We start from the raw sequence: 11,966 nt of genomic DNA, 5'->3' as shown, positions 1-11,966 counted from the left end.
TTTACTATGCATATATGGGTAGACGCTGATGCGTGCCCTAGTGTCATTAAAGATATACTTTTTAAGGCAGCCCGACGTACTGGTCTGCCTTTATCTTTAGTTGCGAACCATTCTATGTCTGTACCACCAGACAAACATATCACCCTTACATTGGTGCCCGCAGGCTTTGATGCCGCCGATGACTATATTGTTGAGAAAGTGCAGCCAGGTGACCTTGTGGTCACCAATGACATCCCGTTAGCCGCAGATTTGCTCGCGAAAAATGCCAGCGCCATTAATACTCGAGGGGATGAATACGACAAGTCTTCTATTCGTGCTGCGCTCACCATGCGGGATTTTATGGATACCTTACGTTCAAGCGGCGAACACACAGGTGGGCCTAAAGCGTTCTCCCAGCGAGACAAACAAAACTTTGCTAATTCCCTAGACAGACTGCTTACACAAGGCATGCGCGCCAAGTAACTTTGCGCGCTTTCTCCTTTCTTTTCGTTCTTTTTTCTACGCTCACATTTCAAACTATGAGGATTGTTCATTAATTAATGAAATAATGTCATTTTTATTCATGGGTTAAACCGCGTATAACCCTCGTTAAGCGCACAATGCGCATGTCGCCATTAGGTTTAACTTGTCAAAATACAACACAGTAGATTGCAATGAATAAAGATGTCACATTTACCGTAAAGCACCAGCGCTTTGATGAATCTTATCGTCCATCTAGCCATACCCGTATTACAACTAACTTTGCAAACTTAGCGCGCGGCGCTCAGCGTGAAGAAAACTTGCGTAATACGCTGGCAATGATTGATAACCGATTTAACGCACTCGCACATTGGGATAATGCATCGGGCGATCGCTATTCTGTTGAACTCGAAATCGTCTCTGTGGATATCGATGTAAAAGGCAATGGGGAAACGTTCCCAAGCATTGAAGTTTTGAAAACGAATATCGTCGATACGCATACCCAGAAACGCATTGAAGGCATAGTGGGGAATAACTTTTCATCCTATGTGCGCGATTACGATTTCAGCATTGTGTTATCTGACTACAATAAGGGTCAGCCTAAATTCGCCATACCAGAGAATTTCGGCGAGTTGCACGGCAAGATATTTAAACACTTTGTTAATTCTGATGTTTATCAAACCCATTTTAAGAAACCGCCGGTTATCTGCTTAAGTGTGTCAGAAAATAAAACCTATCATAGAACCGAGAATCGTCACCCTGTATTGGGTATCGAATATCAGCCTGATTCGTCGTCGCTAACCGAAATGTATTTCAACAAAATGGGGCTGAAGGTGCGTTATTTTATGCCGCCGAACAGTGTGGCTCCGCTAGCGTTCTATTTCTTTGGCGATCTTCTCAATGATTACACCCATCTTGAGCTAATCAGTACTATCAGCACAATGGAAACGTTTCAAAAAATTTATCGCCCTGAAATTTATAACGCGAATGCAGTCGCCGGAGCTTGTTATAAGCCTTCATTGCGACAACAAGATCACTCTTTAACACGCATTGTTTACGATCGTGAAGAGCGTAGCCAATTAGCAGTGAAACAGGGGAAATACGTAGAAGAGCACTTCATAAAACCGTATCAATCTGCCCTTGAGCAGTGGTCAGCTAGCGCCGCCCTTTAATTTACTTTACCTATAAGCAGTATCAAACATGAATACACTATTACCTACGTCAATCGCCGGAAGTCTACCTAAACCTGCGTGGCTCGCTCAGCCTGAAACGCTATGGTCACCATGGAAGTTACAGGGCGCAGAATTAGTCGAAGGGAAACAAGACGCACTGCGCTTAGCCCTTCAAAATCAAAGACAATCTGGTATAGACATCATTAGTGACGGTGAGCAGTCTCGCCAGCATTTTGTCACCACATTCATTGAACAGCTCAATGGTGTCGATTTTAAAAAGCGTAAAACAGTTAAAATTCGCAATCGTTACGAGGCCAGTGTGCCAATGGTGGTGGATGAGGTTACTCGTCCTTCGTCGGTATTTGTGGAAGATGCTAAGTTTCTGCGTAAACTCACCAAGCAACCCATTAAGTGGGCTTTGCCAGGCCCCATGACAATGGTGGATACACTTTTTGACGACCACTACAAGAATCGTGGTGCGCTCGCATGGGAATTTGCAAAGTTACTTAATCAAGAAGCTAAAGAGCTAGAAGCGGCTGGGGTTGATATCATTCAGTTTGATGAGCCTGCTTTTAATGTATTTTTTGATGAAGTCAACGATTGGGGCATAGCGGCATTAGAGCGCGCAGCAGAGGGCCTTAAATGTGAAACCGCCGTGCATATCTGCTACGGCTATGGCATTAAAGCGAATACCGATTGGAAGAAAACACTGGGCTCAGAATGGCGTCAGTATGAAGATGTTTTTCCTAAGTTACAAAGTTCTACTATCGATATTGTTTCGTTAGAATGTCAAAACTCACGGGTGCCAATGGACTTAATTGAGCTTATACGTGGTAAAAAGGTCATGGTAGGCGCAATTGATGTCGCAACGAATAGCATAGAAACCCCTGAGGAAGTGGCTGACACCTTAAGAAAAGTGCTGCAGTTTGTTGATGCAGACAAACTTTACCCGTCAACAAATTGCGGTATGACACCGCTTTCACGCACTGTTGCCGAAGGTAAAATGCAAGCGCTGAGTGCCGGGGCCGCCATAGTCCGAGGCGAACTCGGCTAGCCAATCCCGTTGACTAAATAAAAAACAGCGTTTGATGAAACGCTGTTTTTTATCCGCGTTTTTAAATACCTTTAGCGGCTTGGATGGCCCTAGCATGCTCAGGTCGTAAGGGGAGTGTTTTAAACGGGCTTATATTGCTCCCTCCGGTATTACCTTTAGGTACCAGCCCCAGCGCCGTTTTTGTTAAAGCACCAACTAAACGAAAAGCTTGCCCGAGACATTCAGAGAGTTTTGTATTTTTAATGGCCCACAAAAACATCAGCAAATGAACCTTTACGTGCCAGTACGTAGACTCTTGCCCAAGTACATGGGCATTTTCTAAGTGAAAAAACGCCTTCGATGATTGGTTATTTGAGCTGGCTAGTTGGGCCAGGCGAAGCTCAGCTTCAACGTGAGGCGTGATGTTCTTGGTAAACTGGCTTACTAGGCGGTTCATTTTCATGGGTTTGCTGTGCCTCATTTTATCGGTGATAGGAGTATGACACCGAATTGACATGCTTAGCAAATAGAGCAAATAAAACAAAAAAGTCGCCAGCTTTTAAAAAGCATGGCGACTTTTCTATTTAGGGTATTGGTACACAGATGTATTCTGTGTATCACACCTATTTTAGAGTACGGATACCAGCGCTTTCGCTAAGGTTTCAACATTTTGCTGGTTAATGCCTGCAATGTTTACGCGGCTTGAGTCGACGAAGTAGACACTGTGTTTTTCACGAACTTCGCGCACTTGCTCTGGGGTAATACACAGGAACGAAAACATGCCTTTTTGATCGTTTACGAAGCTGAAATCTTTCGGCGAGCCATTCTCGTGAAGATTTTTCACCAACATAGCACGCAGCGTTTTCATGCGTTCACGCATATCATTAACTTCGCTTACCCATTCATTATTAAGTGCTTCGTCAGCTAAAATAATATCCACCAAAGCGCCACCGTAGCTAGGCGGCATAGAGTAAATGCCACGAGCAATAGATTGAATTTGCGCTTGTGCAATATTACGGGTTTTGCTGTCTTCGGTAATAATAGCGGCGAGACCTACACGCTCACGATACAAACCAAAGTTTTTCGAGCAAGACGCCGCTACGATAACTTCAGGCAGGTTTTCAATGAGTAAGCGAAGGCCGTAGGCGTCTTCGTCTAAACCTTCACCAAAACCTAAATATGCAACGTCGATAAAGGGTAAGAACTCACGCTCTTTTGCCACTTCCAGTACTTCGTCCCACTGCGCGTTGGTTAAATCTGCGCCCGTAGGGTTATGGCAGCAACCATGAAGTAATACCACATCGCCTTTTTCAACTTGGCGTAGTGTTTCCATCATGGCATCAAAACGGATGCTAGCAGTCGCTTTGTCGAAATAAGGATATTTCTCAATCTTAAGGCCAGCTGAACCGATGAGCGGGATATGGTTTGCCCATGTGGGATCGCTGACCCATACTTTCGCATTATCGTTACAACGTACAAGTAATTCAGACAAAATACGCAGTGCGCCACAACCGCCTGGGGCTTGCACTGCAGCAACACGATCAGATAACAACACTGGACTGCTTTTGCCTAACAATAGCGATAGCATGCCATCAATAAAACCTTGATTACCTTGCGGGGTAATATACGTTTTACTGGTTTCAGTCTCTAATAGCATCTTTTGTGCTTTCGCTACACTTGAAAGAATAGGGGTATTACCTTGCTCATCTTTATAGACACCTACACCTAAATCAATTTTATTAGGGTTAGTGTCTTCGCGATAAGCAGCTGACAGGCCAAGAATTGGATCTGGGGCGAGATGGGGTAATACTTCAAACACGTTATGTCCTCACGTTGGTATGCAAAAAGTAGCAGGCAGGCATTATGCCACCGATGATAGAAAAAACGACCCCTATTAGTTGAAAATATTTCAATAAAGCGGCTTTTTAATAAAACGCGAAAGCGTCATGCTAAAAATGCACTAAATTTGAAAACTAAATTCCCGTGTTTGCGTTGCTAGCCCGGTGTCTGAAAAGCTTCTTTCCTTCCATGTCAGCACGTTGTTAGCATCCACAAGCAGCAAGGTTGAGGTGCGTGTGCCGTATTTAGGCGTCTGAATAAAAATAGAGGAAAGTGCCTTTTCCCACTCATAGCCAATTCCGGTGTCAGGTAGCGCTTGATCCTGGGCTTTTGTGTCTTGTTTCAAAAGCGCAAATAGGTCTTCACAGTCAATTTTAGCTTGTGCGTCAACGTACTGATTTAATGCAGTGACACCTTGAGTAACTTTAGGCCAAGGGGTGACAATATCTGCATTCGACAAACCAAACACGCCCTGTTCAACGCCGTGGGTGGTGTCATTCACGTTGTTATAAACACACAGATGCGCGACATCGCCGAACAAAAGGTTATAACCATTGTATTGGTTTCGCGATAGATGCAGCGACTGCAAATATTCATCTATCGCCACGAGGCTGTTATTTTGATGATCAGCCAAGGGTTGCTGCAACCAATTAGCCACGAGTTCGCCGCGAGAGTTTACGTCAGTTTTCATTTCTGATGGCGCGCGTACATTGGTTAAGGCAGCAATTTTGCCTTGGCGGGTTACCCCCATCCAAGTCCCACGTGCTTCTAAATCTTGCCCAGCAAGCATGTGTGGATGATGTTTCCAAAACGCCGAGGGCGCGGTAGGGCGCTGGTAAAATTCGTCACGATTGGCCGCAATAATAAGTGGGTAGTCAGCGCGTTTTCTACGAGCAATAAACAAAATACACATAATCTACTCTTTCGCCTAATTGTGTCTTGTTAATGAATAAGCATCTATACCCTTTGTGGGTTCACCATAAAAGAGAGAGTGCGAGCATTGTTAAATTTATGTTAGCAATAATCATGGATTCATGTTTCCATTATGCTTAACCAATTGCTTATTAACATATTGTGCGGTAACAGAAAAATAAAAATGAAAAATGATCCTCAATATTCAGAACAGGTGTCGTACATTGGGCAAGTATCCATAGGTGAATTAATGCCGCGAAAATGGCCTCAATGGTTGTCCCGATGTTCTTCCTGGTTACTGACACAAAGAGGGTGGACGGTAAAAGGTGAGTTAATCAATGCGCCAAAAGCGATTTTAGCGGTCGCGCCTCATACCTCTAATTGGGATTTTTTTATTGGCTTGCTGGTGGTGTTTTCGTGTCAGTTGAAGCTAAGCTTTTTCGGCAAACACAGTATTTTCGTTCCCCCCCTTGGTTACATTGTTCGAAAGTTAGGCGGCATTCCTATCGAACGTAGCCGGGCTCATGGTGTGGTGACAGCCATAGCATCACAAATAAGCCAATCGGAAGATCTCATATTGGCCCTTGCGCCAGAAGGCACGAGAAAAGCCGCTTTTCCCTGGAAACAAGGATTCGTCCATATCGCTAAACAAGCGCAAATTCCGATTCAACTAATTGGGCTGGACTACAAACATAAACAGATTGTTTTTGGGCCGGTAATTCGCGAAGTCACGAATACCCACGAACAAATGCAAACTATTTATGCATTTTATGGTAATGTTTGCGGCAAATATCCTAAAAACTGCATAACGCAGCCCTAGTTTACGATGTCCTACGCGTAAGGCGAAGGCGTGAGCCTGTCATGTCAGGCAGAATTCGGGGCTGGCGCGTATATTGACTTCGGAGCTTCACCCGTGACAAAAATGGGATTCACCACCCGACAAGTGCATGCTGATCGCATGCTTAATACGCCTGAACATGGTGGCGTTCATACGAGTACCTCTAACTCTGTTCTGTTCGAATTTAAAGATGCCCAAGGCATAATTGATGCATTTCAGGGCAAGCAGGCTGCACATGTTTACTCTCGTTCATCGTCACCCTCTGTGGCGGCGTTACAAGCAATGCTAAACGAGTTAGAAGGGGGCGTTGGTGCACTTTGCTATGCTACCGGAATGGCGGCAATCAGCAGCAGTTTATTTGCGTTACTTAAAGCTGGCGACCACCTCATTGTTAGCCAATACCTTTTTGGTAATACCCGCAGTTTCTTTGAAACCATTAAAGATTTTGGTGTACAAGTGACCTATACCGATGTGACTGACATTGAATTGGTTATGGATGCCTACCAGCCGAATACCCGAGGAGTGTACACAGAAACGGTTGCAAATCCGGTGACTCAGGTCGCTGACTTACACGCCATTGGTCAATTCTGTGAAGAAAAGAACATTCTGTTTATGGTTGACAATACCATGACGCCGCCACCGTTACTGCGTGCTAAAGACTACAAAGCGTCATTAATTTTTACCTCCTTAACCAAGTATATTGCCGGTCATGGCAATGTATTGGGTGGTGCGGTTATTGATACTGGCTTGTTTAATTGGAAAGCGTTTGGAGGCATTAAGCCGGCTTATCAAGTGGCTGATGAAACACAATGGGGCTTAACCCAAATTAAGAAGCGCGGTTTGCGCGACTTAGGAGCAACATTATCGCCGCAATCTGCTAGTGCTATTGCATTGGGAATGGAAACCTTAGCGCTGCGTCTGATGCGTAGTCAGCAAAATGCAATGAAACTAGCGACCTTCTTAGACAATCATCCTAACGTAGCGAAGGTGTTTTACCCAGGTTTGGTCGATCACCCGCAACACTTTATGGCACGAGAGCAATTAAACGCAGGGTATGGCGCAATTTTAAGTTTCGACTTAATTGACGGTATTGACCCCGTGGCGTTTTTAAACAACCTGGATTTGGTCATATGTGCAACGCACTTAGGGGATAACCGCACTTTGGCATTGCCCGTAGCACCAACCATCTACTTTGAAAACAGTGCCCAAGAACGCGAAGAGATGGGCATTTCAAACAATATGCTGCGTGTATCAGTAGGTATTGAAGATACAGACGATTTGATTGCCGATTTTTTACAGGCATTAAACGCGGAGTATTTCGGCTAACGGAAATGTTGGTGTCGGCGATAGGTGTTAACGGGCGGCCAGAGCTGTTCGTTAAATATAAAGTCGCATCTCGTGTAAAAACAGTGATAGTATTATTTTTGCAAGAAGCATCTTGGTCCTTTGCATCTTAGTTCTTCCTAATTGTGTTGTGGCAAACTCGATTGCGTGACGAAATATGTATAGGATCATGCTTCTTGCAGCATATCATCGGTGTTCTTTCCATACCCTTCTGCATTACCATTCGTTTTTTTGAAATGTTAGTAAGGTTTTTTTCTTATTTTTGTTCTTTTAAATATGCAATAAAGTGGGCTCACTTTATTATTGGAGAACAGATATGAAAAAGGTACTTGCTGTATTTTCTAGCTTAAATGGCGAAAGTGGTAACTCTACAACCTTAGCGCGTGACTATTTAAATAAGCTGACGGCGAGCGACCAAGCGTCGGTGACTACTTTAGATGTTGCTGATCTCGCCTTGCCTCATTTAACGCAGGCTGAGATGCAAGCGTGGATGACAGAAGAAAATGCTCGCTCTGATGAGCAAGTTGCATTGGCGAAACATTCTGATGATCTGATTGAATCGCTCAAACAGGCGGATGAAATTGTACTCGCGGTTCCTATGTACAACTTCGGTATTCCTTCAAGCTTAAAGGCCTACTTCGATCGTATTGCGCGGGCAGGAATTACATTTAAGTACACTGAAACCGGGCCGGTTGGTTTGCTTGAGAGTAAGTCCGCAACCGTCTTCTCTGCGCGGGGTGGAATTTATGCGGGCTCAGATTTTGATACCCAAACACCATACCTAAAACATTTCCTTAATTTTATTGGCATAAAAGAGATTAATTTTGTTTATGCAGAAGGACTTAACATGGGTGAGGAACAAGCAACGAAAAGTATTGAGCAAGCGAAGGGCGAAATTGTTGAACTCTTAAGCTAGTTTGTTGACTAAATTATTGCAGTTGGCGAAACGTATCTTCTACGTTACCGCTAAAGTGTGTTCCAAGTTGAGTGTGCTTGTTGCCCCGCGTATCACGCGGGGCTTTTTTATGTTTGCCAGTGTAGGAATAGGCACAAACGCTTAATTTTCTACATACGCTTTTACATCATCAATAAATCCGTAATCAGAAGGTTTTACTGAACCAGGATAGTGAGTAATGGTTTTTCCATCCGGTGAGATTAGGTATTTATTGAAATTCCAACTTGGTGCTTTCCCCGTGGCTTTTGCCAGCATTCTAAACATGGGATCAGCATCATCTCCCTTCACCGATGTGGGTTCAAACATGGGGAATTTCACGCCGTAGGTGAGCTCGCAAAGTTCTGCTGTTTTACCTTCGTCATTATCTTCTTGGTTGAAGTCGTGAGAAGGAAAGCCTAACACCACAAAATCCTTATCCTTATAATCACTGTATAAGGCTTCCAATCCTTCAAATTGCGGCGTGTAACCACAATAACTGGCGGTATTAACCACAAGCACGGTTTTTCCTGCGTAGTCTTCACATAGGTTGACGGTTTCTTGCGAGTTTAATTTTCGTTTCATAAATTTAAGTACGGCGGGGCATTCACTTGCGCTGATGGTGGGGGCAAGGAATAAGCTTACAAGGGTCAGTATTGAGGCAATGGTGTGTCGGCTGAATAACTTCACAGTGGCTGTCCTATAGTGTATTAGTATTATGGCTTTGCTACACAGCGTTATTAGCAAAGTGGTTTAGGTTAAACGTTATTAGGGTTAAGTATGCGTTTGTTAGACAATAGTGAGCGGCAAGCGCCGCGCCCTAATCTAGCGTAATTGGGTATACTGAGTACAAATTAAAACAACTAAAAAGAAATTGCAGTAATTATGAAAGTTTCGTCATGTTTATTTTTGACCACATTAATGACAGTGGTGGTCACAGGGTGTCAAACAACGTCTACGGAGAAGCAAGCTCCCTCTCATGCAGTAAAGTCAGAATCCGCGATAACTCAAGATATCAAGGGCTTAAGCAACAATGATACCTTGGAATCGACCTCTCAGTCGTCGTCGCTCAAACAGAATGGCGAAACCGTCATTAGGTTAGAGAAAATCATGTCAGATCCCAGTTGGATGGGGCGTTTTCCTGTTTCTATGAACTGGTCTGTCGATGGTAAGGCGTTAGTCTACGAACTTAACGAAGAAGGAAGCGTGAATCGAGAAACCTATATTGCGCCGTTAACCGCGCCAACGGCAACACAAAAGGCACCGTTAAGCCAACTTCATAAATATCGTTTCAAAGAGCGGGTAGAACGTAACGATGGCGTGGTTGCATTTCTTTACGGCGACAGTGCGTATGTACAGTTTACCGATGGTGAGCTTGTCCAGTTAACCAGGGGGGGCTCACGACTTTCCATGCTGTCGTTTATGACCGATGGACGACTAATGGCACTTAATGGCAATAGATTTATTGCCATTAACTTAGAAAATGGTCAACGTGAAGAACTACTTCAGTGGGTATTCGGCGAAAAGCCCTCACCGGTGAAGCCTGCTAAGGATTACATTGCTAAAGAGCAACAAACCTTAATTGAATACATAAAGAAACAACGTCACAACAAAACAGAAAAAGCAGCGCAAAAACGTCAAATCGCTGAGTACAATAACAGTATTGCTCCTGTGCCATTTTACTTTGACGCCGCTCACACTTTGGCGGGAGTGAGTGTCTCGCCAAATGGCCGATATGCCATTATCGCCACTAAAGAAAAACGAGCAACTCGCGATAAATCCGACATTATGCCTCACTATATTCAAGAAGATGGGCGTATTGCGAGCCAGTCTGTCCGTCAGCGTGTAGTTGATGCTAAGCCAGTTAACCATCAATTGTGGTTAATTGATTTAACGGCTGGAGAAAAGCGTGAACTGACGTATTTTAATTTACCCGGCTTTAACGAAGACGTATTGGCAGACGTTAAAAGAGAAAATGCAGAAGCGAAAGGCGAGCGCTACGAAATAAACCGCCTTCCACGGGATATTCGGTTAATGTCTGCTACCCGTTGGAACAAACCCACAATTCGTTGGAATACATCGGGTGAAAAAGTGGCCGTCATGCTGGAGGCCTGGGACAATAAAGACCGATGGATTGCGACAGTAAATTTTAAGAATGGCGAATTGGTGAATCAACATCGCTTACACAATGACGCTTGGATTAATTACCGTCACAATGCGTTTGGCTGGCTTCACCATTCAGATGTCCTTTATTATCAATCAGAAGAAACGGGTTACGCTCACCTTTATATCAAAGCGTTAAATGAAAGCCCTGTGGCGCTGACTGCCGGCTCATTTGTGGCCAGTCATCCTACGTTAACCAAGGATGACAAATACGTTTACTATAAGGCGAATGTCAAGCACCCCGGTATGTACGAGATTTATCGGGTGAATGTGGAGACGCTGCAGTCAGAAGCCCTGACGAATTTGGGCGGCATGGCTGACTACAAACTCAGTCCCGACGAACAAACGCTGCTGTTAACCCACAGCAAAATCCAGCGTCCGCCTGAGTTGTATGTTAAAAAGATTGGCCAAGATAGCGCTGCCCAGCAAGTGACGTTCGGTACCACCGACGCCTACAATGCGATGCCTTGGACTGAACCACGCATTATTGAAATACCTTCAAGCCATACCGAAGCGCCAATTTACGCCAGACTGTATTTGCCGAAAAATAGCGACAGCAGTACACCGAATAAAGCCGTGGTTTTTAACCATGGATCAGGCTACTTACAAAATGCACACTATGGCTGGTCGCTTTATTTCAGAGAGTTTATGTTTAACAGCATGTTGGCACAGCAAGGTTATGTCGTGCTCGATATGGATTACCGTGCGTCCGCGGGCTATGGCAGTGCCTGGAGAACGGCTATCTACCGCCACATGGGCAAACCAGAACTTGAAGACTTACGAGACGGGGTAAATTGGTTAGCCAACCATGCGAATGTGGATACATCACGAATTGGGACCTACGGCGGTTCTTATGGTGGTTTCCTTACGTTTATGGCCATGTTCAAAGAACCTGATTTGTTTGCAGCCGGCGCTGCGTTAAGGCCGGTAACAGACTGGGCGCATTATAATACCGGTTATACGTCGAATATTTTAAACACGCCTCAAATCGACCCTATTGCCTATAAGCGCAGCTCGCCTATCTATTTTGCCGATGGGCTGCAAAAGCCGTTACTGATTAATGCACCTATGGTGGATAACAACGTGTTTTTTCATGATACCGTGCGTTTAGTGCAGCGTTTAATCGAATTAGAAAAAGAAAATTTTGAAACCGCAATTTACCCGGTCGAACCCCATGGCTTTGTGCAGCCTAGCTCGTGGCTAGATGAGTACCGACGTATCTACAAGTTGTTTGAAACTCACCTTTAGTCATTATCGGTATAACAACAGATGAGT

The 11,966-nt window shown here is 44.4% G+C and carries 11 protein-coding genes; 7 read left to right on the top strand and 4 right to left on the bottom strand.

Features of this window, described 5'->3' with window-relative positions; genetic code table 11:
- The first annotated feature begins 6 nt into the window (after positions 1–6).
- The 3 genes from EP13_RS10605 (at position 7) to EP13_RS10595 (ending at position 2,685) form a co-directional block, all read left to right on the top strand.
- Complete coding sequence (locus EP13_RS10605; RefSeq protein ID WP_044057265.1) at positions 7–462, top strand: YaiI/YqxD family protein; 456 nt, start codon at positions 7–9, stop codon at positions 460–462.
- A 191-nt stretch (positions 463–653) separates the two neighbouring features.
- On the top strand, positions 654–1,631 hold the full coding sequence (locus EP13_RS10600; protein ID WP_044057264.1) for a DUF1852 domain-containing protein: 978 nt from the start codon (positions 654–656) through the stop codon (positions 1,629–1,631).
- Between the two features lie 28 nt (positions 1,632–1,659).
- On the top strand, positions 1,660–2,685 hold the full coding sequence (locus EP13_RS10595; protein ID WP_044057263.1) for a methionine synthase: 1,026 nt from the start codon (positions 1,660–1,662) through the stop codon (positions 2,683–2,685).
- Positions 2,686–2,746: 61 nt separating this feature from the next.
- Here the strand turns inward: EP13_RS10595 and EP13_RS10590 are convergent, their stop codons facing one another.
- The 3 genes from EP13_RS10590 to EP13_RS10580 all read right to left on the bottom strand — a co-directional run bounded on the left by EP13_RS10590 (position 2,747) and on the right by EP13_RS10580 (position 5,416).
- Complete coding sequence (locus EP13_RS10590) at positions 2,747–3,127, bottom strand: DUF3703 domain-containing protein (RefSeq protein ID WP_231401127.1); 381 nt, start codon at positions 3,125–3,127, stop codon at positions 2,747–2,749.
- Positions 3,128–3,292: 165 nt separating this feature from the next.
- On the bottom strand, positions 3,293–4,483 hold the full coding sequence (locus EP13_RS10585; RefSeq protein ID WP_044057262.1) for an amino acid aminotransferase: 1,191 nt from the start codon (positions 4,481–4,483) through the stop codon (positions 3,293–3,295).
- Between the two features lie 141 nt (positions 4,484–4,624).
- Positions 4,625–5,416, bottom strand: a complete 792-nt coding sequence (locus EP13_RS10580) for an NRDE family protein (protein ID WP_044057261.1) — start codon at positions 5,414–5,416, stop codon at positions 4,625–4,627.
- 183 nt (positions 5,417–5,599) lie between these two features.
- Between EP13_RS10580 and EP13_RS10575 the strand changes: the two genes are divergently transcribed.
- The 3 genes from EP13_RS10575 (at position 5,600) to EP13_RS10565 (ending at position 8,513) form a co-directional block, all read left to right on the top strand.
- Positions 5,600–6,235, top strand: coding sequence for a 1-acyl-sn-glycerol-3-phosphate acyltransferase (locus EP13_RS10575; RefSeq protein WP_052364531.1), 636 nt, complete (start codon positions 5,600–5,602; stop codon positions 6,233–6,235).
- A gap of 93 nt (positions 6,236–6,328) precedes the next feature.
- Positions 6,329–7,579, top strand: a complete 1,251-nt coding sequence (locus EP13_RS10570) for a cystathionine gamma-synthase family protein (RefSeq protein WP_081869574.1) — start codon at positions 6,329–6,331, stop codon at positions 7,577–7,579.
- 334 nt (positions 7,580–7,913) lie between these two features.
- Positions 7,914–8,513: an FMN-dependent NADH-azoreductase gene (locus EP13_RS10565; protein ID WP_044057260.1), complete on the top strand. Its 600-nt coding sequence runs from the start codon at positions 7,914–7,916 to the stop codon at positions 8,511–8,513.
- A gap of 141 nt (positions 8,514–8,654) precedes the next feature.
- Here the strand turns inward: EP13_RS10565 and EP13_RS10560 are convergent, their stop codons facing one another.
- Complete coding sequence (locus EP13_RS10560) at positions 8,655–9,194, bottom strand: glutathione peroxidase (RefSeq protein ID WP_044058908.1); 540 nt, start codon at positions 9,192–9,194, stop codon at positions 8,655–8,657.
- A gap of 219 nt (positions 9,195–9,413) precedes the next feature.
- Here EP13_RS10560 and EP13_RS10555 point away from each other — a divergent pair, with 219 nt between their 5' ends.
- Positions 9,414–11,939 (top strand): S9 family peptidase, encoded by a 2,526-nt coding sequence (locus tag EP13_RS10555; RefSeq protein WP_044057259.1) that lies wholly within the window; start codon positions 9,414–9,416, stop codon positions 11,937–11,939.
- The last annotated feature ends 27 nt before the right edge of the window (positions 11,940–11,966 follow it).

It is taken from the genome of Alteromonas australica, assembly GCF_000730385.1.
In the GTDB taxonomy this organism is placed as follows: domain Bacteria; phylum Pseudomonadota; class Gammaproteobacteria; order Enterobacterales; family Alteromonadaceae; genus Alteromonas; species Alteromonas australica.
Note: the sequence above shows the minus strand (reverse complement) of the source record. Positions and strands in the feature narration are given on the sequence as shown.